Here is a 23,772-nt window from a genome sequence, read left to right as displayed (position 1 = left end):
AGTCCCCCCGCCGGTCGGCAGGGACCGGCAGAGGCTTTACTCGATCGGGAACAAACATTGGATCGGTGCAGGCCGGCGCGCAACCGGCCCGGGGCGGCTCACGTCATAAGATCGCAGGACGGCACGCCGCCGCGCAGGGCGGCGACCAGCCTCCCGGGGGTCCCGCAGACAGTCGCGCCCCGGGCCTGTCCGGCCCCACCCGGGGGCCACCGCCCGGCTCCGCGGAGCGGGCGCGACACCGGTCGGAGAGTTCTCACCGTGCAGCCGCAGTCCTCCCGTTTCCGCGCCGTGCTGACCGGTGCCACCGCCCTGACCCTGGCCGCCGCGCTCGCGGCCTGCGGTAGTACGGACGGGAGCAAGGGCGATTCGGCGAAGGCCGGCGCCGGCAAGGGCACGGCGGCGGCCACCGGCTCCTCCTCCGCGGCCGCCGCCTCCTCGGCGCCCGGCTCCTCGGCGCCCGGCTCCTCCGCCCCGGGCTCCCCGGCCCCGGGCTCCCCGACGGCCGGTTCGACCTCGGCCACCGCGGCGCCCGCCCCGGCCGCCGGGTCCGGCAAGGTGCTGATGCCCACCGGCCCGCAGGCCGCGTTCGGCAAGGCCAGGGACACCGCGGCCGGCCAGATCATGATGACCACCCTGGCCGGCCCCAAGTCCGGGGTCTCCGGCAAGGTCTGGGTCTGGCTCCCCCCGGAGTACAACGACCCGAAGTACGCGAAGACCGGCTTCCCGGTGCTCACCCTGTACGCGGGCGGCCAGAGCGCCGGCTACAACACCTGGACCGACAACCAGCTGCCGATCCAGGAGGTCGACGCCGACCTCGCCAAGCAGGGCAAGGCCCACCCCTTCATCATGATCATGCCGGTGCAGAACCTCGACTCAAACGAGGCCAAGGCCCTGGAGTGCGCCGACATCCCGGGCCAGCCCAAGATCGGCACCTGGATGGCCGAGGACATCCCCGACTTCGTGCGCGCCAACTTCCGCACCGTGAAGGGCCGCGACGGCTGGGGCCTGATGGGCGCCTCCACCGGCGCGTTCTGCAGCGCGAAGCTGGCCCTGCAGCACCCGGACAAGTTCAAGGCCGCCGTCCCGATCGACGGCTACTTCAACCCCGACTCGCCGCTCTGGAAGGGCTACGAGAACGACCGCCAGGCCAACAGCCCCGACCTGCTGGTCGCCCAGGGCAAGGCCGACGTCAGGATGCTGGCCACCGCCGGCGGCGCCAACGCGTACGAGATGAAGCTGGTCAAGGCGTGGGTCGCGAAGGCCGCGCCGCCGCTCACCGTCGAGTACTACGAGCAGCCCGGCGGGAAGCACCTGACCACCGACTTCAAGAAGATGATCCCGGACACCCTGCAGTGGCTCACCAAGAACCTCGCGGGGCCGCAGAGCGACTGAGGCACCCGGGGCACTGGGTCCGGAGCGGACCGGCCGATCGCATCGGCCGGTCCGCTCCGCCGTTTCCGGCGTTCGAGCGCGAGAGTCCCGGTGCTGGCGAGGGTCGAGGCGGAATGTTGCGCCGCGTTCGCCGCCGCGCCCACCGAAGCGGGTCGAACAGCCGCTGAGCTGCACGTCAATCGGACATTGATTCGCCTCTGATGTCCTCTCATCACCCTGGTGGGAGTGCCAGCCCACCACTTCCGCCAGGTCGTGCCAGCCCTGCCCGAGACGTGAAGAGAGTGCCATGCCCAGCCACCTGCTGCCCGTAGCGTCCCCGGTGTCCCCGGCCCTGCCCACCCAGGGCGGCCCCGTGCACGACCGCACCGCCGACGAGGAGCCGCAGGCCTACCGCTTCGCCGGCCTGCGACTGGTGCACTCCGCGCTCCGCCGCGACCTCGCCAGGCTTCCCAACGCCCTCCGGCTGCTGCAGCCCGGCGAGGACGAGAAGGGCGCCGCGCTGCTGCGCCACTGGACCTTCGTCACCGCCGTGCTGTCCTGCCACCACGAGCAGCAGGACACCCGGATCTGGCCGATCGTCCGCCGGTTCGCGCCCGAGCTGCGGCTGCTGCTGAACTGGCTGGAGTCGGACCACCACAACCTCGACCACTCGTTCACCCGGGTCACCACCCTGGTCCGGATCGCCAGCCGGGACACCGGTTCGGTGTGGCCGGTGGCCTACGCGATCGAGGACCTCGCCGCCCGGCTGGAGACCCATCTGCGGGTCGAGGAGCGCCAGCTGCTGCCGCGGATGGAGCTGGTCTTCACGGAGAACTCGCGGGTGGGCAGCCTGCCCGAACTGCTCGACGTGATGCACTCCGCCGACGGCCCGGGCACGCCGGACGCGCTCGCCTGGCTGCTGGACGGCGTCGAGCCGGCGCTGGTCGAGCGGCTGCTCGCCGACTGCGACGACCTCGTGGCCCGGCACTGGCCGCACTGGCAGGCCACCTACCAGCGGTGCACGGCGCCGCTGTGGGGTCCGCCCGAGGCCTGGGACGCGGCCGGGGAGTGAGCCGAGGGGCTTTTGCGGCCCTTCGGTCTACGCGCGTGGCAGGTGCCGGGGGCCTATGCCGTCGTGCCCGTGCCCGTTGCCGACGGGCCGTCCTGCGCGGCGGGGTTCAGCGCAGGCCGAGGCGGCCCAGGTAGCCCGGCAGGTCGGCGGGGTCGTGGGTGGCCAGGCCCAGGTAGCCGTCCGGCCGGACGACGAACAGGCCCGGTCCGTACACCCGCTCCGTGACTCCGCCGTCGATCCGGTGCCCGTGCACCCCGGCGGGCAGTTCGGGCAGGGCGCGGCCGACCGCGAGCACGGTGACGTGCGGGCCGCGGAACAGTTCGAAGAGCCGCCGCGCCTCGCCGGTCCCGCTGTCGGCGGTGCCGTTCGCGGTGTCGCCCGCCGCGCCGTTCGCCGTACCGTCCAGCGGCGCGTCCGGGGCCCGCTCCCCGGCCCGCAGGGCGTCCTCGGCCAGGCCGGGGCGTGCCTCGACGCTCAACGGGCCGTCCTCGTAGCCGAGCCCGAGCTGTTCGGTGCGCGGGCCGCGCCGCAGTCCGCCGGCCCCGATCCCGCCCGCGCGGTGCAGCCGGGTGGAGATCTCCAGCACGTCGGCGGCGATCGGCAGCCGTTCCTCCTCGTAGCTGTCCAGCAGGGCCTCGTCGGCGCCGTGCCGCAGCACCTGGCCGAGCTTCCAGCCCAGGTTGTAGGCGTCCTGGATGCTGGTGTTGAGGCCCTGGCCGCCGGCCGGGGAGTGCATGTGCGCGGCGTCGCCGGCCAGGAAGACCCGGCCCTCCCGGAACCGCTCGGCGAGCGCCGTGCGCGGCCGGAAGCCGGAGGCCCAGTGCACCCGGCCGAGCGCCGACTCCGGCAGGTGGGTGCGGGCCGCGACGGTCCGCCGCACGCCCTCCGGCGAGGTGTCGGGCTCCGTCTCGTTCTCCGCGCTGCCCTCCGCCTCGTTCTCCGCGCTGCCCTCCGCGCCGAACTGGGCGAACAACTGGAACGCGGTGGTGCTCGGCAGCGGGCAGAGCAGCAGCGGGCCGCCGGGTGCCTTCGGCCAGACGTGCCAGTTCCGGCGGTCCAGGCCGTCGATCTCCAGATCGGCGACCAGGGCCGGGCGCGGGTCGACCTGCCCGCCCGTCATCGGGATCCCCACCGCCCGGCGGACGGTGGAGCGGCCGCCGTCGGCGGCGACCAGATAGCGGGCGGAGACGGTCCGTTCGGCGCCGTCGGGGCCGGTCAGCCGGGCCTCGACCCGGTCCGGGAACTGGTCGAGGCCGCTCAGTGCGGTGCCGAGGACGACCTCGCCGCCGAGTTCGCGCAGCCGCTCGTGCAGCAGTTCCTGGGTGCGCCACTGCGGGAGCATCCAGACCGAGGGGAACGGCACGGTCGGGTCCGGGACGACCGGCCCGGGGCCCCCGACGAGGTCCCACTCGCCCTGCGGTTCGCCGTCCTCCCAGTTCAGCATCCGGGGGTAGGGCCGGCCGGCGGCACGGACGGCGGTGAGCAGGCCGAGGTCCTCGAAGACCTCCTGGGTCCGGGGCTGGAGCCCCTTGCCGCGCGAGCCGGGGAACAGCGCCCCCGCCTGCTCGACCAGCAGCGCGGAGACTCCGCGCCGGGCCAGGTCGCAGGCGAGGGTCAGGCCGGTCGGGCCGGCGCCGACAACGAGGACCTCGGTCCGGGTCGGGGCGTGCGTCATCGCACACTCTCCTTAACGTTGTTAAGTAGCTGACGTCCGGAAGCATGGGCTTAACGGTGTTAAGTTGTCAATGCCGCACCGTCGCACCGCAGGGCTGCGCCGGGCGGCCCCGTCGCCGCGAAATGCGGCCGGGCGTCACGGAAGGAAGGGCGCGACATGCCGCCGAAGCTGGACCGCGCCCAGGTGGTCGACGCCGCCCTGCGCCTGCTCGACGAGACCGGGCTGGAGGGCCTCACCCTGCGCCGGATCGCCACCGAGCTGGACGTCAAGGCGCCCGCGCTGTACTGGCACTTCGCCAACAAGCAGGCGCTGCTGGACGAGATGGCCACCGAGATGCTCCGCCGGATGTACGCCGGGCCGGTCACCCTCCCGGGGAACTGGCAGGAGGCGATCACCACCACCTGCCGCACCCTGCGCACCGCGCTGCTCGGCTACCGGGACGGCGCCAAGGTCTTCAGTGGCACCCGGCTCACCGACTACGGGCACGCCGAGGGACAGGAGGCCCTGCTCGCCGCCTTCCGCCGGGCCGGGTTCGAACTCGCCGACGCCGTCCTGGCCTTCACCACCGCGTACGCGTTCACCACCGGGTTCGTGATCGAGGAGCAGGCCGTCCACCCGGTGCCGGGGGAGCGGGCGCCCGACTACGACCCGGACCGGCGTGCCGCCGCCATCGATCCCGGACACCCGCTCGCCGCGGCCGCGAGCCGGGAGCTCTTCGGGGACTTCGAGCGGCGCTTCGAGCGCGGCCTGGCGATCGTCGTGGCCGGCGTCGAGGCCTCGCTCCGCCCGGAACCCTCGCCCCTGGACCCGTCCTGAGCGGCAACTCCCGCTGTCCCCTAAGGGATTCACCCCGCACGACGTCCGGGTGGGGGCGGCCCGGAGGCTCGGGGGAGGGCCAGGGGCCGGGTACCGCCGACGGCCGATGGCCGGTCGGCGGCGCGCGCCTACCGTCGGAGCCATGACGAGTGCACCCGCGAACCCGCCCCCGGAGCACCGCCCCGGACTCCGCTCCGCCGACCTGCCCGCCGGTCCGGCCACCGACCTTCCCGGCGGCCTTTCCGGCGGCCTGTCCACCAGTCGCCGCCGCAGGCCGGCCGTCCGCTCGGCCGCCCTCGCGGTCGGCGCCGTGCTGCTGCTCGGCGCCGGCCTCACCGCCTGCAAGGGCGGTGTCTCGCTCTGCCTCAACGACAACAGCTGCGATGTCGCCGTGCACACCGAGAAGGCCGACAGCACCCACACCGTCGAGGTCTTCGGCGGCGACAAGACCCTCAGCCTCACCGTGGGCCGGATCACCGACACCACGGCCGAGGTCAAGCTCGGCGAGGACACCAAGACCCTCACCGAGGACGTCGAGACCAGCGTCGGCTCCGCGAAGATCACCCTGCGCCATGCCGACGCGCAGGAGCACACCGCCGAACTCCACGTCGTCCGCTGACCGCCCGTCGGCCCCGCTCGACCCGGTGGGCCCGTCGTGGAGCGCCGCTACTCCGGCAGGCGGTTGAGCCAGGTGATCGGCGTGACTTCGATCGCCGTCTCCGGCGCACCGTCCCACTCCGAGGGCAGCCCGGCCGCCGTCAACGCCGCCACCACCGCGCGCCCGACCTCGGCCGTCCGCCGCACGGCGGCCTCCGTCGACTCGCCGTCCAGCTGGAACCCGCCGTACCGCAGCATCAACGCACCGCCGTCGGCAGCCCGTTCGGTGTCCTGCTGATGGAAGAACACAAAGCCCCGCGAGTCCTCCTCGGCCTCGCCCCCGATCTCGGCGTAACCGCAGCTCGCACAGCAGGTGAAGTCCATCGCGGCGACGATGCCCAGCTCCTCCAGGGCGTCGAAGGCGGCCTCCAACCGGTCGACGTCGGTCGTCTCCGGCCAGGAGGCCTGCTCCTCCAGCCGCGCCCGCCACAGCGGAGCGACGATCCGCTCCGCCTCCTCCATCGTCAGTCCCTGGTCGTCGAGGACCTCGACCAGGGACTCGGCTATCTCGTCCGGCTCCTGGAAGCCGCACCGGATCAGTTCGCGGGCCCGCTCCTCGGCGTCCCGCAGTACCTCGTCGGTAAGGGTGCTCTGTACGGTCTCCTGGTCCATACCCGCATCCAAGCACCCGCCTCCGACAACGGCCGGGGCGTGCCGCCCGGTGCTACCGTCCCTCGATGGCCTCTCTCCTCCAGCCCCCGCTGATCACCCGTCTGCTGGCCGCCGAGCGCATCCTGATCGCCGGCGCGGGCGGCGGCTTCGACGTCTACGCGGGCCTGCCGCTCGCCCTCGCCCTGCGGGCCGCGGGCAAGGAGGTGCACCTGGCCAACCTCTCCTTCAGCGAGCTCCACGCCCTGCCCGCCGAGGTCTGGCAGGAGAGCGACCTGGCCCTGGTCCGGCCCGACACCCCGGCCCCGGAGGGCTACTTCCCCGAGCGGACGCTCGCCCGCTGGCTCCGGCTGCACGACATGCCCGACGAGGTCTGGGCGTTCCCCAGGACCGGGGTGCAGCCGCTGCGGGAGGCCTACCGGTCCCTCGTCGAGCGACTCGGCATCGACGCCCTCCTGCTGGTCGACGGCGGTACCGACATCCTGATGCGCGGCGACGAGGCGGGCCTCGGCACGCCGGAGGAGGACATGACCAGCCTCGCCGCCGTCGCCGGGCTCACCGAGGTCCCCGAACGGCTGGTCGCCTGCCTCGGTTTCGGCATCGATGCCCACCACGGCGTCAACCACTCCCTGGTTCTGGAGAACCTCGCAGCGATCGACCGGGCCGGCGGCTACCTCGGCGCCTTCTCCGTCCCGCGCGACAGCCGGGAGGGGACGCTCTACCTGGATGCCGTGGAGCACGCCCGGGCGGCGTTCCCCGAGCACCCGAGCATCGTCCAGGGCTCGGTGGCGGCCGCGCTGCGCGGCCAGTTCGGCGACGTCCGGTTCACGGACCGCACCAAGGGCGGCAAGCTCTTCGTCAATCCGCTGATGACGCTCTACTTCGGGGTCACCGTGGAGGCGCTGGTCGCCGAGCACCGCTACCTCGACCGGCTGGAGCGGACGGTCCTGATGCGCCAGGTCGCCACCGCCATCGGCGACTTCCAGGACTCGTTGCCCGTCCAGCGGCCACCGCGGCAGTTCCCCCACTGACACGCCGGGCCCGGCCGCCGGGCCTCCGTCCCGCGCGACCGTCCCGGGCCGAGGGGCGGGGCGGGTCAGCCGGTGGCGAGGCGGAACTCCAGGTTGCCGAAGCGCACCTGGTCGCCGGGGCGGACCCGGAAGCCGCCGACGATCCGGTAGCCGTTCACATGGGTGCCGTTGGTCGAGCCCAGGTCGTACAGCACCCAGCCGTCGCCCTCCCGGCGCAGTTCGGCGTGGTGCCGCGAGACCGAGGCGTCGTTCAGCCGCAGCCCGGACCCGGGGAACCGGCCGATCGTCAACTGCCCGCCCCCGGAGTGGGGGAGGCTCAGCCCCGGCAGCCGCTCGGCCCGCCAGGCCCCGCCCAGGCGCACGCCGAAGGCGGAGACCCGGCCCACCGCGCGCAGCAGGAACCGTCCGACCGGGTTCCCGGCCGGCAGGTCGGCCATCACGGACTTCAGTTCGGCCCGGCTGCTCGCACGGAGCACGAGGTCCAGCCGGCCCAGAAAGGTGTCGTGCGACAGCCGGCCGTTCCCGGCGCCCTCCCGCAACGCGTCGAGGGCCCGCTCCCGCTCGGCCTCGGACGGCCGGACCACCTGTGTCCGGTTCTCACGCGACATCATGGACCGATTCTCGGGTGCCCCCGCCGACCTGTCCAGATTCCCCGGGCTGCCGGTCCGCCGGCTGCGGGTCCGCCGGGTCCGCCGGTGCGGCTCAGGTCTTGCGCGCGGCCGCCACGATCTTGACCGTGGTGTGCAGGAAGCGCGAGGTCACCGCCCCCTGGTAGGACTTCCCGAAGAGATTGCCGGTGGTGACCCACTTGCCGTTCTTCAGGTGCACCACGACGAACGCGGTGCCGGGATCGGCGCCGAGTACCTCGTAGTCGCCCTTCGGCGAGGTGTAGGGGAGCGGGAAGTCTGCGGGCAGCGGCTCGGAGAGGAAGTTCAGCGTGAGCCGGACCTCGGGCGTCACCTCGACCTCCGCGAACGGCTCGGCGTCGAGCACCGCCTGGACCTCGTCCACCGTGCGCAGCAGCACCGGTACCGGGAAGCCCAGCTGTTCGGCCAGGTGCCGCTCGATCCGTTCGGTGAGCGCGGCCCGGGCCGCCGCGTCGGTGGCCTCGGCGGTGAAGAACACGTTGCCGCTCTGGATGTAGGAGCCGACGCGCTCCAGGCCCAGCTCGGCGAAGAGCGCGCGCAGCTGCTCCATCCGCACCGTCCGGCCGCCCACGTTCACGGCGCGCAGGAAGGCGATGTAGGTGGTCGTAGTGGTCACCCGGCCAGTGTGGCACCGGGCACCGACAGCGCACGGCGGCGCGAGGTCCGGGCGCCGTCGGTGCGAGCTCCGGGCGAGGTCTGTGCCCGGTGTCCGCGCGGCCCTCGGGAGGCGTCCGGGCGGTGTCCGCCCGGCGGCTGTCAGTGGCCGGTGCCACACTGACGGCATGGCTACCTGGCAGGATTTCGAGCAGGAGGCACCGGATCTGGCCCCCGCCGTGCGGGCCCGCTTCGAGGCCAACAAGCACCACGTCCTGGCGACGCTGCGCAGTGACGGTTCACCCCGGGTGAGCGGTATCGAGGTGGGCTTCTTCGGGGCGGACGTCGTGCTCGGCTCGATGCACGACGCGATGAAGGTGCGGGACCTCCGCCGCGACGCCCGCTTCGCGCTGCACAGCAACCCGAGCGACGAGACACTGGCGGACGGCGACTCCAAGCTGTCCGGCCGGGCCGTGGAGCTCACCGACGAGGCGGAGCGCGCCGCCTACGAGGCCGAGCTCCCGGAGCCGCCGCCCGGCCCGTACGACGCCTTCCGGCTGGAGCTGGAGCAGGTCGTGCACACCACCGTCGAGGGGGACGCGGTCCGGATCAGCTCCTGGCGGCCGGGCGAGCCGGTGCGGCGGTTCGAGCGCCGCTGACACCCGGCCGCCGGTAGCGGCCGGTGTCCCGGGCCGGTACTCCGGGCGGGTGGCCCGGGTACCCCGGGCCGGTACGGCCGAGCGGTACCGGCGGCCGCCGCTACGGCAGGACGGACCTGACCGCCTCCGGCGTGCGCGCCACCACGGCGTGCCCGTCGTCCGCGGTGATGATCGGGCGCTGGATCAGGATCGGGTGCTCGGCCATCGCCGCGAGCCAGGCCGCCCGGTCGCCGTCCTCCCGGCCCCACTGCTTCATGCCCAGGTCCTTGGCCACCGGCTCCTCGATCCGGACGATGTCCCACGGCTCCAGGCCCAGCCGCACCAGCACCTGCTCCAGCTCGGCGACGCTCGGCGGGTCCTCCAGGTAGCGACGCACGGTGAACTCGGCGCCCGCGCCGGTCAGCTCGTTCAGTGCGCTGCGGCACTTCCCGCAGCGCGGGTTGATCCAGATCTCCATCCCACTACCCTACCGACCGGGGCCGACCCCGCCCCGCCCCCGCGCCGCCCGGCCGCCCGCGGCCCCGTGTCCGGACCGCACCGGGTCCACCGCCCCTGCGCGGGAACTCCCCTCCGTCCACCGACAGTTGTCCGTAGCGGAGTTGGATCTACGGGAGGGGAATCCCGCATGGACGGTGCGTCGATCATCGAGCGTCTCATGACCACGGAGGGGCGCTTCGACCCCTACCCGCTCTACGCGCGGGCGCACGAGCTCGGGGCCGCCGCCCCGGCCGGCCCCGCCGCGGTCCTCGTGACCGGGCACGCCGCCGCCAACCAGGTGCTGCGCAATCCCGCCTTCGCCGTGGAGGACACCAGGACCCTCACCGCCGACAACGCGGACCTGCTGGTCCACCCCTCGGTCGTGCTGCTCGGCCACTCGGTCCTCCAGCGCAACGCCCCCGACCACGGCCGGGTCCGCTCGCTCGTCGCCTCGGCCTTCAACGCCCGGCGGGTCGCGGCCCTGCGCCCGGCGATCGCGGCGACGGTCGCCCGGCTGCTCGACGAGCTGGACGACGGGGGCGCCGACGGTTCGCCCGTCGACTTCATGGACGCCTTCGCCTTCCGGCTCCCGGTCGAGGTGATCTGCGAACTGCTCGGCGTCCCCGTCGCCGACCGCCACCGCTTCCGGGGCCTCGCCTCGGACCTCACCATCGCCCTGGAGCTGATCCAGGACCTCGGCGAACTGGCCGCAGCCGATGCCGCCGCGGACGAACTGGACTCCTACTTCGCGGAGTTGGTCGCCGAGCGGCTGGCCAGGCCGACCGGCGACCTGGTCAGCGACCTGGCCCGGATCGCCGCCGACTCCCCGGACCGGATCTCCGGCGAGGAGCTGCTGGGCAACCTCGTCCTGCTCCTCGTCGCCGGCTTCGAGACCACCACCAACCTCCTCGGCAACGGCCTCACCCTGCTCTTCCGCCACCCCGGCGCCGCCGAGGGCCTGCGCACCGGCGGGCTGGACCCCTCGCTGTTCACGGACGAGGTGCTGCGCTACGACTCCCCGGTCCAGCTCACCTCCCGGATCTCCACCGCCCCCGACCTCACGGTGGCCGGCCTGCCCGCACCCACCGGCACCGTGGTGCTGGTGATGCTGGGCGCGGCCAACCGCGACCCGGCCCGCTACGCCAGTCCGGACCGCTTCGACCCGACCCGCACCGACAGCCAGCCGCTCAGCTTCGGCGGTGGCCAGCACTTCTGCCTGGGCAGCCAACTCGCCCGGCTGGAGGCGGACATCGCCGTCCCGGCACTGCTGGACCGCTTCCCCCGGCTGGCCCCGGCGGGCATTCCGGTGCGCCGCGACCGCCTGGTGCTCCGCGGCTACGAATCCCTCCCCGTCACCACCCGCTGAGCCGCCGCCCGGGGGCGCGCCCGTCCTCGCCCCCGCTTCCGTCCCCGTCCTCGCCCCCGTCCCCGGCCGCTTAGGCGAGCCGGAGGCTGCGGGCGGACTGGTAGCGGCAGCCGGCCGCGGCGAAGGCGGCGGCCGTGGCCCGCACCCGGGCCGGGTCGCCGTCCAGGAGCGCCTGCGCCCGGTCGAGTTGGGCCCCGGCGACCGGGTTGCCCGCGACCGTGGCGCGGGCCCCGGCGAGCCGCTCGCGCGCCTCCGGGTGCCCGCTCAGCACCGAGGCCTCGACCCGCACCGCCGCGTACCAGTGCAGCCAGACCCAGGACACCCACTTCCACACCTCCTCCGGGGCGGGCGACAGCCGCTCCAGCGCGGCCCCCGCCTCCCCCCGGTGGAGCAGCACCGTGGCGTCGAACACCGCGCCGTAGCCGTGGCGGTGCTCCTCCTCGGTGCCCGCCCGGCCGACGACGGCCAGCCAGGACGCCCGGGCGCCGTCGTCGCCGCGCAGCCCGTGCACCATGGCGACCGCCGCGGCCGCCGGGCCGAGCGAGAACGACCGCGGCCGCCCGCCCTGCTCCCAGGCCCGGAGGAACCGCGCCCCGCCCGCGAGCACGGCCTCCTCCTGCCCGGCGAACGCGTCCGCGACCAGCAGCCAGGACGTGGCGTGGTGCCCCACCTCGGCCGTCAGCGGATGCTCGGCGAGCTGCCGCCCCCACTGCCGGGCCCGGTCCAGTTCGCCGACGCCGATCGCCGTCGCGGCGGCCATCGCGAGCGCGTCCACCTGTTCGTGCGCGGTGGCCGGGGTGCGCGGCGCCAGGGCCAGCAGCTCGACCCGGCGGCGGGCGGCCCCGGCGGCCGCGAACGGCTCCCCGGCCCAGCTGTGCGCACCGGAGAGGGCGTCCAGGGCGGCGGACTCGGCCACCGGGTCGCCCGCGCGCCGGGCCAGCTCGACGGCCCGCTCGGCGTACCCGACCGTCTCCCGGGCCGTGTTGTCCGGGCTGCCCTGGACGGAGCCGTAGGCGTCCGCGAGCACGGCCGCCTCGGCCAGGGCGAGGGCGGCCGAGGCCGCCGGGGAGCCGTCGGACAGTTCATCGGCCCGCGCCAGCAGGGTGGTCACCTCTGCGGCGGCGGGAAGGCGGACGAAGGTGCTGGAGAAGCGGTGGGCGACGGTGGCGGCGGCCGCCAGGTCGCGGGCGGCCCCGGCCGGGTCCCCGGCGTCGATCGCTGCCGCCGCGGCGGCGCGGTGGAGGCGGTACATGTCGTCGCCGAGGCGTCGGCACCCGGCCACCCGGGCGGCCTCCCGCAGCGCGGCGGCGGCGTCGGCGTCGGCGGCGTCGGTGGGGGAGCCCTGGACGGAGGAGTCGTCGGCGAGGGCGGCGGCCTGTTCGAGCCGCTGCTGGGCCTCGCCGAGCAGATGCCGGTCGAAGGCGAGCCCGGCGAGGCCGAGCGCGAGTCGGCGGGCGTCGGGCCGCCGCTCGGGCCGCTCGGCGGCCCAGGCCAGCGCGGTCCGCAGCTCCTCGGCCAGCGCGTCGAACCCGGCCTGCCAGCCGCCCTCCCGCAGCTGCCGTTCCTCGTCCGTCGCCCGCGCGAGTCCGTCCGCGCCGCTCAGGCACCAGTCGAGGTGGCGCCCCCGCACCCGCGCCGACTCCCCGGCCCCGTCGAGTCGTTCGGCGCCGTACTGCCGGATCGTCTCCAGCGCCCGGTAGCGGGTGCCGTGCGCGGACGGGACGGCGGTGAGCAGGCTCTGCTCGGCGAGCCGGCCGAGCCCGTCGGCCACGGCGCCCGCGTCGAGCGGGGCGAAGCCCGACACCGCGACCGCCGCCCCGGCCGTGAACGGCAGCACGAACGCCGACACCCGCCGCAGCAGCGCCCGGTCGGCGGGCTCCAGCAGTTCGTGGCTCCAGTCCAGGACCGCCCGCACCGAGCGGTGCCGGTCGTCCGCGCGCGGGCCGCCCGCCAGGATCCGCAACTGGTCCGACAGGCCCGCCCGGAGCCCGTCCAGCCCGAGCGTCGGCCAGCGGGCGGCCGCCAGTTCGATCGCCAGCGCCATCCCGTCGAGCCGCTCGCAGACGGCCGCGATCCCGTCCCGGAGCGCCGGGTCCGGCGCCACCCCGGCCGCCGCGGTGGCCCGTTCGACGAACAGCGCGACCGCCTCCGAGCTCCCGCCGCCGTCCCGCGACAACGGCGGTACGGGGAAGACCCGTTCGAAGGGCACCAGCAGCCGGGCCCGGCTCGTCGCCAGCACCCGCACCTCCGGGCAGGACGCCAACAGCCGTTCCAGGAAAGGCGCGACACCCTCCCTCACCTGCTCACAGTTGTCCAGCACCAGGAGCGCCCGGCGTTCGGACAACGCGGCGCACACCGCCTCGTCGAGCCCCTGTCCGGGCTGCTCGCCGACCCCCAGGACGGCCGCGACGGCCGCCGCCACCCGGTCCGGACCGGCGACCGGGGCCAGGTCGACGAACCACACCCCGTCGGCGAACCCGCCGGCCGCCTCGGCCGCCACCGCCAGCGCCAGCCTGGTCTTGCCCACGCCGCCGGGCCCGACCGCCGTCACCTGCCGATGGTCCGCCAACAGCACCGCCAGCGCGGCACGTTCGCGCTCCCGCCCCACGAACTCCGTCAGCGGCGCCGGCAGCGCGGGGGCCGGCCGGGGCCGCTCGGCACGGGCGAGTTCGACCGCCCGCCGGGACAGTGCCCGCCGGTCCGGCAACGCCAACTTGCGCAGCAGCGACGAGGTGTGGGACTCGACCGTGCGCACGGAGATGAACAGCCGAGCGGCGATCTCGGCATTGCTGAGGTGTTCGCCGAGCAGCGCGAGCACATCGGCTTCGCGGGGCGAGATCACAGGAGTCGGCACCGCGTCATTATGCGGGGCGGCTCCGTGGTCCGTTCCGTGGTCACCACGGATGTGGCCCCCGCCCCGCCCGGAGGAGGCTGTGTCCAACGCCGCAGACGAGCACAGGAGTGAGAGACCATGACCGGACCGCGCCCCTCCGCCGAGCGCCGCCAGGACATCGAACGGCGGCTCGCCGAGGACGTCGACGTCTGGGTGGCCACCGCCTCGCCGGACGGCGTGCCCCACCTCGTCCCGCTCTCCTTCGACCACGACGGCGGAGCGCTGCTGCTCGCCACCCCGGTCGGCAGCCCGACCGGCCGCAACCTCGCCGCCGCCGGCACCGTCCGGCTGGCACTCGGCCACACCCGGGACGTCTGCATGATCGAGGGCGAGGTCGAGGCCCTCGGCATCGACGACCTCCCGTACGAGCGGGCGGACCGCTTCGCCGCCCGCACCGGCTTCGACCCGCGGGCCTCGGCCGTCCGGTACGGCTGGTTCCTGGTCACGCCCCGCCGCGTCCAGGCCTGGCGCGAGGAGAACGAGCTGTCCGGCCGCGAGCTGATGCGCGACGGCCGCTGGCTCGACGAACCGGTCAGTTCTTGAGAAGCCTTCCCCGGCGCTCCCGCGCCACCATGAAACCGTCCCGCCCCACCAGTCCCACCGAGGAGCCCACCATGACCACCACCGCTTCGAAGACCCCCACGTCCAAGACCCCCACCCAGCCCTTCGACGGCTTCACCGAGGACGAGCGCGCGGCCATGAAGGAGCACGCCAAGGAGCTCAAGGCCGCCGCCCGCCGCAACCCGCGCACCGCCAAGGCGGACGCCGAGCAGGAGGTCCTCGCCAAGATCGCCGAGATGGAGCCGGCCGACCGCGCCCTCGCCGAACGCGTCCACGCCCTCGTCCGGGCCGCCGCCCCCGCCCTCACCCCCAAGCTCTGGTACGGCATGCCCGCCTACGCCAAGGACGGCAAGGTCCTCTGCTTCTTCCAGTGCGCCCAGAAGTTCAAGTCCCGCTACGCGACACTCGGCTTCAGCGACGTGGCCACCCTCGACGACGACACCATGTGGCCCACCACCTTCGCCCTCACCGCCCTCACCCCCACCACCGAGGCCCGCATCACCACCCTCCTCACCACGGCCACGGCCTGACCGTCCCCGACTCCCGCCCGACTCCCGCCCGACTCACCCGGCCCGGTTGGCCCGGAAGGCGCGCCGGTAGGCGGCGGGTGTGGTGCGCAGGGCCTCGTGGAAGCGGCGGCGCAGATTGACGGCGGAGGACAGGCCGACCCGGCGGGCGATGGTCTCCACCGGCAGGTCGGTCTCCTCCAGGAGGGCCCGGGTGGCGGCGATCCGCCGGTCCAGCAGCCAGCGTCCAGGGCTGATGCCCAACTGTTCGGTGAAGCGCCGGGTCAGCGTCCGCGCCGACACCTGGGAGCGGACGGCCATCTCGGCGACGCTCACCGGCCGGTCCAGCCGTTCGGCCAGCCACTCCAGCAGCGGTGCCAGCGAGTCGCCGGCCGGCGGGGCGGGCAGTTCGGCGTACTGCAGCTGACAACCCTCGCGGTGCGGCGGCATCACCATCCGCCGGGCGATCCGCAGGGCGTGCGCGGCGCCGTGGTCCTCGCGCACCAGGTGCAGGCAGAGGTCCACGCCGGCCGCGGCGCCGGCGCTGGTGGCGACATCGCCGTGGTCCACGTAGAGCACCCCGGGGTCGACCCGGACCCGCGGGAACCGGGCGGCCAGCTCGGTGGCCCGGGCCCAGTGGGTCGCGGCGCGGCGGCCGTCCAGCAGTCCGGCGGCGGCGAGCACGAAGGCACCGGAGCAGAGGCCGACGACCCGCGCGCCGCGCCGGTGCGCCCGGCCGACCGCGTCGACCACCGCCGGCGGCACCTCCGTGTCCGCCGGTTGCTGCCAGCCGGGCACGAGCACGGTGTCCGCGTCCTCCAGCGCGTCCAGCCCGGCGGTGACCAGGAGGTCGTAGCCCGCCCGGGTGCGGACCGGGCCGGGGTGCTCGGTGCAGACCCCGAACGTGTAGTGGGCGGGGACGGCCGGACGGTGGTCGCCGAACACCTCGGTCGCGCAGGCGAGCGGGAAGGTGTCCTGCGGAGGCAGCAGCAGGGCCACCACCCGGTGCGGCACCGGGGGCCCCGGGAGCGGACGCGGCGTCATGGCGGGAAAGTACCCCATCGTGTCGTTCGGGACACTGGGTCGGGGCAATTGGTCTGAACCACTATCGCTGCTGTGACCACCGCCGAGACGCACAGCCCACCTGCCCCGCACCCCGGCCCCGGACTCCGGGACGCCCGCAGCCCGTTGTGGACCGGACCCTTCACCCTCTACTTCACCGCCCGCGCGGTCTCCCTGCTCGGCGACGCGATGATGCCCGTGGCCGCCGCGCTCGCGGTCGGCGCGCTGTACGGAGTCTCCGGGGCCGGCCTCGTCCTCGGCACCTGGACCGGGACGTTCGTGCTCCTGGTGCTGTTCGGCGGGGTGCTCACGGACCGGATCGGTGCCCGTCGGACGATGGTCGCCGCCGATCTCGTACGGGTGCTCACCCAGGGCGTGCTGGCTGCCGCCTTCTTCGCCGGACGGCCGCCGTTCTGGCTGCTGGTGACCATGGCGGCGGTGGCCGGCGCCGCCGTCGCGATGTTCCTGCCGGGTGTGAACGGGATGGTCCCGCTGGTCGCGGCCGACCCGCAGCGGGCGAACGCGACCCTCAAAGTGGCCGACGCGCTCGCCCACCTGCTCGGCCCGGCCCTGGCGGGACTGCTGATCGCGCTGACCGGCGCCGGGGCGGTGTACGCGATCGACAGCGGCACCTTCCTGCTCAGCGCCCTGTGCCTGGCCCTCGTCCGGCCCGCCCCGGCCGACCCCGGTCCCACCGCCCGCACCGGCGGCCCGCTCCGCCGCGAACTGCTCCAGGGCTGGCGGGAGTTCCGCGCCCGTACCTGGATGTGGGCGGTGATCCTCGTCTGGATGGTCTTCGGCGTCCTGCTCTTCGGCCCACTGGTGCCGCTGGGTTCGGCCCTGGTCGCCGACCGGCTCGGTCCGAACGCCTACGGCCTCGCGGTCTCCTTCCTCGGCGCCGGAACCGTACTCGGCGGCCTGGTGGCCCTGCGACTGCGCCCGGCCCGCCCACTCGCCGCGGGCACGGCGGCCATGGTGCTGTACACCGCGCTGCCGCTCTGCGTGGCCGTGGACGCCGGCCTGCCACTTCTCCTGGCGGGCCACGTCCTCGGCGGCGCCGCCCTGGCGTTCTGGTCGGTGATGTGGGCGACCAGCGTGCAGACCCACACCCCGCCCACCGTGCTCAACCGCGTCTCCGCCTACGAGTTGGCGGGTTCGGTGTCCGGCATCTCACTCGGCCAACTACTGGCCGGCCCGGCCACCGCACTGGCCTCCCCGGCCCACCTGCTCCTCCTGTCGGCCGCCGCCTGCCTGGCCGGCTGCGCGACCCTCATCGCCACCCCCGCCATCCGCAACCTCCCCCGTACCCCACCCGCTGGCCCGACCTTCACCGGGTGACCGGCTCGTGTTCGCCGTAGGTCACTCGTTCGGTGTCGGCAGCGGGGTGTTCTCCTGGCTTGCGAGCCGGTTGTCGTCCCGCTGCACACCGATGGAGGTCGCGCTTGCCGACGGGGCGCCGGCCTCCTGCTCCTGCTCGTCCTCCGCAGGTCAGCGAGGCGCTGACCTGCGGAAACGGCGAGAGGTCGAACTGCGTTACCGCAGGTCGGGGCTACTCCTACAGGTCGTAGTAGAGCTCGAACTCGTGCGGGTGGGGGCGGAGGGCGATGGGGGCGATCTCGTTGGTGCGCTTGAAGTCGATCCAGGTCTCGATGAGGTCCGGGGTGAAGACGTTGCCCGCGAGGAGGTACTCGTGGTCGGCTTCGAGGGCCTCCAGGACGGCCGGGAGGGAGGACGGGACCTGGGGGACGCCGGCGTGCTCCTCGGGGGCCAGCTCGTAGAGGTCCTTGTCGACCGGCTCGAGGGGCTCGATCTTGTTCTTGATGCCGTCCAGGCCGGCCATCAGCATGGCGGCGAAGGCGAGGTAGGGGTTGGAGGACGGGTCGGGGGCGCGGAACTCGATGCGCTTGGCCTTGGCGTTGGAGCCCGTGATCGGGATCCGGATCGCGGCGGAGCGGTTGCGCTGGGAGTAGACCAGGTTGACCGGGGCCTCGAAGCCGGGGACCAGGCGGTGGTAGGAGTTCACCGACGGGTTGGTGAAGGCAAGCAGCGACGGCGCGTGCTTGAGCAGGCCGCCGATGTAGTAGCGGGCGGTGTCGGAGAGTCCGGCGTAGCCCTGCTCGTCGTAGAAGAGCGGTACGCCCTCGGTCCACAGCGACTGGTGGACGTGCATGCCCGAGCCGTTGTCGCCGAAGATCGGCTTCGGCATGAAGGTGGCCGTCTTGCCGGCCCGCCAGGCGACGTTCTTGATGATGTACTTGAACAGCATCAGGTCGTCGGCGGCGTGCAGCAGGGTGTTGAACTTGTAGTTGATCTCCGCCTGGCCGGCCGTGCCGACCTCGTGGTGCTGGCGCTCGACCTCCAGGCCCGCCTTGGCGAGTTCCAGGGACATCTCGGCGCGCAGGTCGGCGAAGTGGTCGACCGGCGGGACGGGGAAGTAGCCGCCCTTGTACTTGACCTTGTAGCCGCGGACGTCGCCCTCGGTGGAGCCGGAGTTCCAGGCGCCGGCCTCGGAGTCGATGTGGTAGTACGAGGCGTTGGCGCTGGTGTCGAACCGGACCGAGTCGAAGACGTAGAACTCGGCCTCGGGGCCGAAGAACGCGGTGTCCGCGATGCCGGAGGAGGCGAGGTAGGCCTCGGCCTTCTTGGCGACGTTGCGCGGGTCGCGGCTGTAGGCCTCGCCGGTCACCGGGTCCTGGATGAAGAAGTTGATGTTGAGGTGCTTCTCCTGGCGGAACGGGTCGAGCCTGGCGGTGGCGAGGTCGGGGACCAGGGCCATGTCGGACTCGTGGATGGCCTGGAAGCCGCGGATCGACGAGCCGTCGAACATCAGGGTCTCGGACGGGTCGAACGTCGCCGCGGGTACGGAGAAGTGCTGCAGAACGCCTGGCAGGTCGCAGAAGCGGACATCGACGAACTTCACGTCGTTGTCCTGGATGAACTGCTTCACTTCGGCGGCGTTGTTGAACATCCATCCTCCTCGGCGTAGCGAATGGGGCTCACCCTAGGAATGGGCCGTTTCCGGCCGGTGACCCAGTCGTTTCCTGAATGTTAACCGCACACGTCACGTGGGCGGCAAAGCCCTACGGTCCTGGACAAAACGCCTCGCCCGGCCAGGTGGGGGCGTTGAAGTGGTCTGGACCACTGGGGAAGGGCGGGGGAAAGCCGGCGGCGGCCGATTCACTCTCCGGTGGCGCGCGCGGGCGGGCGGCGCGGTGCGGGTCGGGGAGGCGGTGGCCGTCCCCGGTGTTCGCCCGGTTAATGTGGATTCGTGGACACCAGAGAAGCGTTGGGATCGTGGATCGACGGCCCGAAGGCGGCCGCCGAGAAGATGGGAGCCGACTTCGGCTACCGCGGTGAGCGCCTCGGACTGCCCAAGGAGGGTTCCGGCTCGATCGCGGGCCCGGGCCGGCGGCTGGGTGCCCTGTTCGTCGACGGCTGGCTGGTCGCCGTCGTCGCCTACGGGCTGCTCGGCAACGGCTCCGCGGGCTCGGCGAACATGTGGACCACTCCGCTGCTCTTCGCCGTCATCGTGCTGCTGCTCGCGACGACCGGGACGACCTTCGGCAAGCGGCTGTTCGGCCTGCGGGTGGTCCGGCTCGACGGCGGCCGGGCGACCATCCCGCAGGTGCTGCTGCGGACGGCGCTGCTCTTCCTGGTGGTGCCGGCCCTGGTCTGGGACCGCGACACCCGGGGGCTGCACGACAAGGCGGTCGGCACCGTCGAGGTCCGGATCTGATCCCGAGCCGGTGCGAATGCCGGAACCCCGAACGTCGGAACGCCGAACGTCGGAACCCCGAACGCGCCGTAATGCCGAACGGCCCCGCTGCGGAAGCTCCGCGGCGGGGCCGTTCTGGTGTCGACGGGGGAGGGGCTCAGCGAGCCTGGCCGCCCTTGGGCATCCGGGCGCCCTTGGGCATCGGGCCCTTGGGGATGGGGGCCTTGGAGAGCAGGTCGCCCAGCGCGCGCAGCCGGTCGTTGGTCTCGGTGACCTGGGCGGGCGTGATGGCGCGCGGCAGACGCATCAGGTGGATCTGCAGCTTCTTGAGCGGGACCTCGTCCTTGCCGTCGCCCACCACGATGTCGTGCACCGGCACGCCGTCGCCGACGACCCGGGCCATCTTCTTCTTCTCGGACGCGAGCAGCTGGCGGACCCGGTTCGGGTTGCCCTCACCGATCAGCGCGATGCCGGCCCGGCCGACGGCGCGGTAGACCGCGTCCTGGCTGCGGGTGACGGCCACCGGCGTGGAGCTCGCGCTCCAGCCGCGCCGGATGTTGTTCAGCACAGCGGCGACGGCGCCCGGCTGGCCCTCCATCTGCCCGAACGCCGCGCGCTCGGCCCGGCGCCCGAAGACGATCGCCATGGCCAGGAAGGCCACGATGAAGCCCAGGATTCCCAGGTAGACGGGGTGCTCGATCGCGAAACCGATGGCCAGGAACACGCCGAAGGTCAGCAGGCCGACGCCGGCGATGATCAGGCCGATCTTGGTGTCGACCTTCTTGGTCATGGTGTATGCCAGGCGGATCTGCTTCAGTCGCCCGGGGTTCTCGGATGTTTCCCTCGCCATAACGCTCATGGTACGTGGCGCGGGTACGGGATATCCAAGCCCGGGTACCCGTTCGCCCCGAACCGTGACCCGGGTGCCCCTGTTCCGCCCGGTGTGTCGCCCCCCGAACTGCCCCTGAACTGCCCTCGAAGTACTCCTGACGTACCCCTGGAGTACCGTCCTCCACCCCGGCTCCCCACCCCTCGGCGCCCGCCGCTGTCCGCCGTCAGCGGCGCGCGGCGTTCGCCGGTCCGCCCACCGGGGCGCCCGCCGGTCCGCCGTCGAGTTCCCGCGCCGCCGCGTGCCTGCGGTTCTCGCAGACGGCGGCCCAGGCGTTCCGCCGCGCCTGGCGCTGGCCGCCCGCCAGCAGCACGCTCTCGGCCAGCCGGAGCGCGGTGCTCACCGACCGGAGTTCCACCCGGAAATCGACCCGCATGCCGAAACAGCTCCCCTCGGACCGAGCGGCCGCGCGCGCGGACCCGTGACCGGGTGCGCGCGGAGGTGCGGACGTGCTCGGAGGTGTGGCTGAGAAAAATCGAACACTCATGGAGACGCCATCATCCCCACTCCGTGTTACCAGTCCGTGACCAGGCAGTCAAAGTCCGGTGAAGCGAAAGGGGCGGAGCCGAAGCCCCGCCCCTCCGATGGCGTGAAACCGTCGCCGCTGCCCGTCAGACCGCCGCGACCGGGGCGTCCGCGACCGGGGAGGACGCGGCCGGGGCCGACGCCGCCGTCCCGCTCTGCCGCTCGCGGTGCTCCAGCGCCTGCCGGTACAGCCGCCCGGCGCGGTACGAGGAGCGGACCAGCGGGCCGGACATGACCCCGGCGAAGCCGAGCTCCTCGGCCTCCTGCTGCAGCTCGACGAACTCGTGCGGCTTGACCCACCGCTCCACCGGGTGGTGGCGCAGCGACGGCCGCAGGTACTGGGTGATGGTGATCAGCTCGCAGCCGGCCCCGACCAGGTCGGCCAGCGCCTGGCTGACCTCCTCGCGGGTCTCGCCCATGCCCAGGATCAGGTTGGACTTGGTGACCAGCCCGGCCTCGCGCGCCTGGGTGATGACGTTCAGCGAGCGCTCGTAGCGGAACGCCGGGCGGATCCGCTTGAAGATCCGCGGCACGGTCTCGACGTTGTGCGCCAGCACCTCGGGGCGCGAGGAGAAGACCTCGGCCAGCTGCTCCGGCACCGCGTTGAAGTCCGGGATCAGCAGCTCGACGCCGGTGCGCCCGGCCTCGCGGGCGGCGGTCAGCGCGTGCACCTGGCGCACGGTCTCCGCGTACAGCCAGGCGCCGCCGTCCGGCAGGTCGTCGCGGGCGACGCCGGTGATGGTGGCGTAGTTGAGGTCCATCGTGACGATGGACTCGGCGACGCGGCGGGGCTCGTCCCGGTCGAAGTCGGCGGGCTTGCCGGTGTCGATCTGGCAGAAGTCGCAGCGGCGGGTGCACTGGTCACCGCCGATGAGGAAGGTCGCCTCGCGGTCCTCCCAGCACTCGAAGATGTTGGGGCAGCCGGCCTCCTGGCAGACCGTGTGCAGCCCTTCCTTCTTCACCAGCGACTGGAGGGCGTTGTACTCCGGCCCCATCTTCGCGCGGGTCTTGATCCACTCGGGCTTCCGCTCGATGGGGGTCTCGCTGTTGCGGACCTCCAGGCGGAGCAGCTTCCTGCCGTCGGGCGCGACAGCGGACACGTGCGACTCCTAGAACTAGACGGGGTACCCCCAGGGTACGCCTGTGCTTGTACGGCCTTCGCCGGGGCCGGGACCCCGCAATCGCAGGGCAACAGGGCTACCGGCAAGTAGATTCCCGGGTGCGGGACCGGCGTCCGGGACTGGCATCCGGGAACAGCGTCCGGGACCAGCGTCCGGACCGGCGTCCGGGCTCAACACCCGGAACCGGTTCCCGGGCTCAGCGCCCGGCCGCCGGCTCCGGCAGCTCGGCGAGCACCTCGGCCAGGTGCTTCTCGACCAGCGGCAGCGCCTCGGCGACGGGAAGGGCCCGCCCGAGCTCGCCGGCCAGCGAGGCGACCCCGGCGTCCCGGATGCCGCACGGCACGATCCGGTCGAACCAGGTCATGTCCGGGTCGCAGTTCAGCGCGAAGCCGTGCATGGTCACCCCGCGCGCGACCCGGACGCCGATCGCGGCCAGCTTGCGGTCGTCGCCGCGCTGACCCGCGTTGGACGGCGCGTACTCCGGACCGGCCAGTCGGGGGTCGATGCCGAGCGGCAGGCCCATCCGCAGGGTGAGCTTGCCGATGTCCACCACCTGCGCGGGGTCCACCACCGCGTCCGGGATGTCCCCGCCCAGCACCCAGACGCCGCTGCGGCCCTCGACCCGGGTGGTCCCGACGCCGAACGCGCCGCAGGCCCGGATCAGCGCCTCCTCCAGCCGCCGCACGTACGCGATCACGTCGATCGGGTCGGGCAGCTTGACGATCGGGTAGCCGACCAGCTGGCCGGGGCCGTGCCAGGTGATCTCGCCGCCCCGGTTCACCTCGACCACCGGGGTGCCGTCCAGCGGCAGGTCCGCCGGATTGGTGCGCTTGCCCATCGTGTACACGGGCTGGTGCTCCAGCAGCAGCACCGTGTCGGGGATCTCGTCGGCGACCCGGAGGGCGTGCAGCCGCTGCTGCTCCTCCCAGGCCTCCTGGTACGGGACGGCACCGTCGCCGATGCCCATCCGGACGAACCGAACGTTCTCGCTCACCGCTGCTGCTCCTTGCCAGGCGTTCGAGACCAACCTCGCCACTGTACGCCCCGGCCCGTACGGACCGTCCAGGCGCCCGCTCAGGCCCCTGACAGCAGCTGGAGCCGCAGGGCCAGCTGGAGTTCCAGCGAGCGCTCGGGACCGTTCCAGTCCTGGCCCAGCAGTACCTCGACCCGGTCGAGGCGCTGGACGACGGTGTTCACATGGACGTGCAGCTCGTCCTTGGCCCGGGTGAGGCTGCCGCCGCAGTCGAAGTACGCGCGCAGGGTGCGGACCAGCTCGGTGCCGCGCCGGGCGTCGTAGTCCAGCAGCGGCCCCAGCGTCGCGCCGACGAAGCCGGAGACGTCGTGGCCGTCGCCGAGCAGCACCCCGAGGAAGCCGAGCGACCCCGCCGAGGCGCCCTCCCCGTCCCGGCCGAGCACCCGCAGCGCCCGGACGCAGCGCAGCCCCTCGGCGTACGCGGCGGCCAGCGCGACCGGTCCGGAGGCGGGCCGGCCGGCGCCCACCGTGACCGGGAAGCCCGCCAGCCGGG

Annotated in this window: 24 protein-coding genes; 11 read left to right on the top strand and 13 right to left on the bottom strand. The window is 73.7% G+C overall.

Features of this window, described 5'->3' with window-relative positions:
• Window positions 1-258: 258 nt before the first annotated feature.
• A complete protein-coding gene (locus BI06_RS28705) occupies window positions 259-1,392 on the top strand; it encodes an esterase family protein (RefSeq protein ID WP_233290311.1) in 1,134 nt (377 codons plus the stop codon).
• A 286-nt stretch (window positions 1,393-1,678) separates the two neighbouring features.
• Window positions 1,679-2,443 carry a hemerythrin domain-containing protein gene (locus BI06_RS28700; protein ID WP_030391566.1) on the top strand — a complete coding sequence of 255 codons (765 nt, stop codon included), beginning with the start codon at window positions 1,679-1,681 and terminating at the stop codon, window positions 2,441-2,443.
• 106 nt (window positions 2,444-2,549) lie between these two features.
• Here BI06_RS28700 and BI06_RS28695 read toward each other — a convergent pair whose 3' ends face one another.
• A complete protein-coding gene (locus BI06_RS28695) occupies window positions 2,550-4,118 on the bottom strand; it encodes an FAD-dependent monooxygenase (RefSeq protein WP_043472464.1) in 1,569 nt (522 codons plus the stop codon).
• Between the two features lie 156 nt (window positions 4,119-4,274).
• Between BI06_RS28695 and BI06_RS28690 the strand changes: the two genes are divergently transcribed.
• Window positions 4,275-4,934, top strand: a complete 660-nt coding sequence (locus tag BI06_RS28690; protein WP_043472463.1) for a TetR/AcrR family transcriptional regulator C-terminal domain-containing protein — start codon at window positions 4,275-4,277, stop codon at window positions 4,932-4,934.
• Between the two features lie 142 nt (window positions 4,935-5,076).
• The gene (locus tag BI06_RS28685) at window positions 5,077-5,553 is read left to right on the top strand and encodes a hypothetical protein (RefSeq protein WP_043472461.1); all 477 of its coding nucleotides are present in this window, start codon (window positions 5,077-5,079) and stop codon (window positions 5,551-5,553) included.
• A gap of 47 nt (window positions 5,554-5,600) precedes the next feature.
• Here BI06_RS28685 and BI06_RS28680 read toward each other — a convergent pair whose 3' ends face one another.
• Window positions 5,601-6,203 carry a hypothetical protein gene (locus tag BI06_RS28680; protein WP_051742031.1) on the bottom strand — a complete coding sequence of 201 codons (603 nt, stop codon included), beginning with the start codon at window positions 6,201-6,203 and terminating at the stop codon, window positions 5,601-5,603.
• 65 nt (window positions 6,204-6,268) lie between these two features.
• On the opposite strand from BI06_RS28680, the gene BI06_RS28675 reads away from it, so the two are divergent.
• Window positions 6,269-7,231 (top strand): DUF1152 domain-containing protein, encoded by a 963-nt coding sequence (locus tag BI06_RS28675; protein ID WP_043472459.1) that lies wholly within the window; start codon window positions 6,269-6,271, stop codon window positions 7,229-7,231.
• A gap of 65 nt (window positions 7,232-7,296) precedes the next feature.
• Here BI06_RS28675 and BI06_RS28670 read toward each other — a convergent pair whose 3' ends face one another.
• A complete protein-coding gene (locus BI06_RS28670) occupies window positions 7,297-7,842 on the bottom strand; it encodes a DUF1707 and FHA domain-containing protein (RefSeq protein WP_043472457.1) in 546 nt (181 codons plus the stop codon).
• A 91-nt stretch (window positions 7,843-7,933) separates the two neighbouring features.
• Complete coding sequence (locus BI06_RS28665) at window positions 7,934-8,494, bottom strand: DUF1697 domain-containing protein (RefSeq protein ID WP_043472455.1); 561 nt, start codon at window positions 8,492-8,494, stop codon at window positions 7,934-7,936.
• Window positions 8,495-8,660: 166 nt separating this feature from the next.
• Between BI06_RS28665 and BI06_RS28660 the strand changes: the two genes are divergently transcribed.
• Entirely contained in the window at window positions 8,661-9,131 is a 471-nt protein-coding gene (locus BI06_RS28660; protein WP_030391558.1) for a pyridoxamine 5'-phosphate oxidase family protein, read from the top strand.
• Between the two features lie 100 nt (window positions 9,132-9,231).
• Here BI06_RS28660 and BI06_RS28655 read toward each other — a convergent pair whose 3' ends face one another.
• Entirely contained in the window at window positions 9,232-9,588 is a 357-nt protein-coding gene (locus tag BI06_RS28655) for an arsenate reductase family protein (protein ID WP_030391557.1), read from the bottom strand.
• Window positions 9,589-9,756: 168 nt separating this feature from the next.
• On the opposite strand from BI06_RS28655, the gene BI06_RS28650 reads away from it, so the two are divergent.
• Window positions 9,757-10,974, top strand: a complete 1,218-nt coding sequence (locus tag BI06_RS28650) for a cytochrome P450 (RefSeq protein ID WP_043472453.1) — start codon at window positions 9,757-9,759, stop codon at window positions 10,972-10,974.
• A gap of 70 nt (window positions 10,975-11,044) precedes the next feature.
• On the opposite strand, the gene BI06_RS28645 is transcribed toward BI06_RS28650, so the two are convergent.
• Window positions 11,045-13,828 (bottom strand): LuxR C-terminal-related transcriptional regulator, encoded by a 2,784-nt coding sequence (locus BI06_RS28645; protein WP_043473338.1) that lies wholly within the window; start codon window positions 13,826-13,828, stop codon window positions 11,045-11,047.
• A gap of 117 nt (window positions 13,829-13,945) precedes the next feature.
• On the opposite strand from BI06_RS28645, the gene BI06_RS28640 reads away from it, so the two are divergent.
• Together BI06_RS28640 and BI06_RS28635 are read left to right on the top strand one after the other, a co-directional pair.
• Window positions 13,946-14,410 (top strand): pyridoxamine 5'-phosphate oxidase family protein, encoded by a 465-nt coding sequence (locus BI06_RS28640; RefSeq protein ID WP_030391554.1) that lies wholly within the window; start codon window positions 13,946-13,948, stop codon window positions 14,408-14,410.
• Between the two features lie 71 nt (window positions 14,411-14,481).
• Window positions 14,482-14,958: an iron chaperone gene (locus BI06_RS28635; protein ID WP_043472450.1), complete on the top strand. Its 477-nt coding sequence runs from the start codon at window positions 14,482-14,484 to the stop codon at window positions 14,956-14,958.
• A gap of 33 nt (window positions 14,959-14,991) precedes the next feature.
• Here BI06_RS28635 and BI06_RS28630 read toward each other — a convergent pair whose 3' ends face one another.
• On the bottom strand, window positions 14,992-15,978 hold the full coding sequence (locus BI06_RS28630) for a GlxA family transcriptional regulator (RefSeq protein WP_051742029.1): 987 nt from the start codon (window positions 15,976-15,978) through the stop codon (window positions 14,992-14,994).
• Between the two features lie 72 nt (window positions 15,979-16,050).
• Here BI06_RS28630 and BI06_RS28625 point away from each other — a divergent pair, with 72 nt between their 5' ends.
• Entirely contained in the window at window positions 16,051-17,334 is a 1,284-nt protein-coding gene (locus tag BI06_RS28625; protein WP_199523356.1) for an MFS transporter, read from the top strand.
• Between the two features lie 217 nt (window positions 17,335-17,551).
• On the opposite strand, the gene glnA is transcribed toward BI06_RS28625, so the two are convergent.
• Window positions 17,552-18,964 (bottom strand): type I glutamate--ammonia ligase, encoded by a 1,413-nt coding sequence (gene glnA / locus BI06_RS28620; RefSeq protein ID WP_030391550.1) that lies wholly within the window; start codon window positions 18,962-18,964, stop codon window positions 17,552-17,554.
• A 300-nt stretch (window positions 18,965-19,264) separates the two neighbouring features.
• On the opposite strand from glnA, the gene BI06_RS28615 reads away from it, so the two are divergent.
• Window positions 19,265-19,732, top strand: a complete 468-nt coding sequence (locus BI06_RS28615; protein WP_030391549.1) for an RDD family protein — start codon at window positions 19,265-19,267, stop codon at window positions 19,730-19,732.
• A gap of 136 nt (window positions 19,733-19,868) precedes the next feature.
• On the opposite strand, the gene BI06_RS28610 is transcribed toward BI06_RS28615, so the two are convergent.
• The 5 genes from BI06_RS28610 to BI06_RS28590 form a co-directional block, all read right to left on the bottom strand.
• The gene (locus tag BI06_RS28610; protein WP_030391548.1) at window positions 19,869-20,561 is read right to left on the bottom strand and encodes a DUF4191 domain-containing protein; all 693 of its coding nucleotides are present in this window, start codon (window positions 20,559-20,561) and stop codon (window positions 19,869-19,871) included.
• A 205-nt stretch (window positions 20,562-20,766) separates the two neighbouring features.
• Entirely contained in the window at window positions 20,767-20,976 is a 210-nt protein-coding gene (locus BI06_RS28605; protein ID WP_043472446.1) for a hypothetical protein, read from the bottom strand.
• Between the two features lie 235 nt (window positions 20,977-21,211).
• On the bottom strand, window positions 21,212-22,225 hold the full coding sequence (gene lipA, locus BI06_RS28600) for a lipoyl synthase (protein ID WP_030391547.1): 1,014 nt from the start codon (window positions 22,223-22,225) through the stop codon (window positions 21,212-21,214).
• 217 nt (window positions 22,226-22,442) lie between these two features.
• Window positions 22,443-23,213, bottom strand: a complete 771-nt coding sequence (gene lipB, locus BI06_RS28595) for a lipoyl(octanoyl) transferase LipB (protein ID WP_043473332.1) — start codon at window positions 23,211-23,213, stop codon at window positions 22,443-22,445.
• A gap of 107 nt (window positions 23,214-23,320) precedes the next feature.
• Window positions 23,321-23,772 (bottom strand): CdaR family transcriptional regulator (locus tag BI06_RS28590; protein WP_043472444.1); only part of this gene is annotated, 452 nt, incomplete at its 5' end.

It is taken from the genome of Kitasatospora sp. MBT66 (genome assembly GCF_000710405.2).
In the GTDB taxonomy this organism is placed as follows: Bacteria; Actinomycetota; Actinomycetes; order Streptomycetales; family Streptomycetaceae; genus Kitasatospora; species Kitasatospora purpeofusca.
Note: the sequence above shows the minus strand (reverse complement) of the source record. Positions and strands in the feature narration are given on the sequence as shown.

Bases quoted from the DNA above. Each gene is read 5' to 3' on its own strand.
- BI06_RS28655 (WP_030391557.1), bottom strand. From the start codon at position 9,588: ATGGAGATCTGGATCAACCCGCGCTGCGGGAAGTGCCGCAGCGCACTG.
- BI06_RS28685 (WP_043472461.1), top strand. From the start codon at position 5,077: ATGACGAGTGCACCCGCGAACCCGCCCCCGGAGCACCGCCCCGGACTC.
- BI06_RS28660 (WP_030391558.1), top strand. From the start codon at position 8,661: ATGGCTACCTGGCAGGATTTCGAGCAGGAGGCACCGGATCTGGCCCCC.
- BI06_RS28690 (WP_043472463.1), top strand. From the start codon at position 4,275: ATGCCGCCGAAGCTGGACCGCGCCCAGGTGGTCGACGCCGCCCTGCGC.
- BI06_RS28640 (WP_030391554.1), top strand. From the start codon at position 13,946: ATGACCGGACCGCGCCCCTCCGCCGAGCGCCGCCAGGACATCGAACGG.
- BI06_RS28680 (WP_051742031.1), bottom strand. From the start codon at position 6,203: ATGGACCAGGAGACCGTACAGAGCACCCTTACCGACGAGGTACTGCGG.
- lipB (WP_043473332.1), bottom strand. From the start codon at position 23,213: ATGGGCATCGGCGACGGTGCCGTCCCGTACCAGGAGGCCTGGGAGGAG.
- BI06_RS28700 (WP_030391566.1), top strand. From the start codon at position 1,679: ATGCCCAGCCACCTGCTGCCCGTAGCGTCCCCGGTGTCCCCGGCCCTG.
- BI06_RS28630 (WP_051742029.1), bottom strand. From the start codon at position 15,978: ATGACGCCGCGTCCGCTCCCGGGGCCCCCGGTGCCGCACCGGGTGGTG.
- BI06_RS28605 (WP_043472446.1), bottom strand. From the start codon at position 20,976: ATGCGGGTCGATTTCCGGGTGGAACTCCGGTCGGTGAGCACCGCGCTC.
- glnA (WP_030391550.1), bottom strand. From the start codon at position 18,964: ATGTTCAACAACGCCGCCGAAGTGAAGCAGTTCATCCAGGACAACGAC.
- BI06_RS28650 (WP_043472453.1), top strand. From the start codon at position 9,757: ATGGACGGTGCGTCGATCATCGAGCGTCTCATGACCACGGAGGGGCGC.
- BI06_RS28675 (WP_043472459.1), top strand. From the start codon at position 6,269: ATGGCCTCTCTCCTCCAGCCCCCGCTGATCACCCGTCTGCTGGCCGCC.
- BI06_RS28695 (WP_043472464.1), bottom strand. From the start codon at position 4,118: ATGACGCACGCCCCGACCCGGACCGAGGTCCTCGTTGTCGGCGCCGGC.
- BI06_RS28610 (WP_030391548.1), bottom strand. From the start codon at position 20,561: ATGGCGAGGGAAACATCCGAGAACCCCGGGCGACTGAAGCAGATCCGC.
- BI06_RS28635 (WP_043472450.1), top strand. From the start codon at position 14,482: ATGACCACCACCGCTTCGAAGACCCCCACGTCCAAGACCCCCACCCAG.
- BI06_RS28670 (WP_043472457.1), bottom strand. From the start codon at position 7,842: ATGATGTCGCGTGAGAACCGGACACAGGTGGTCCGGCCGTCCGAGGCC.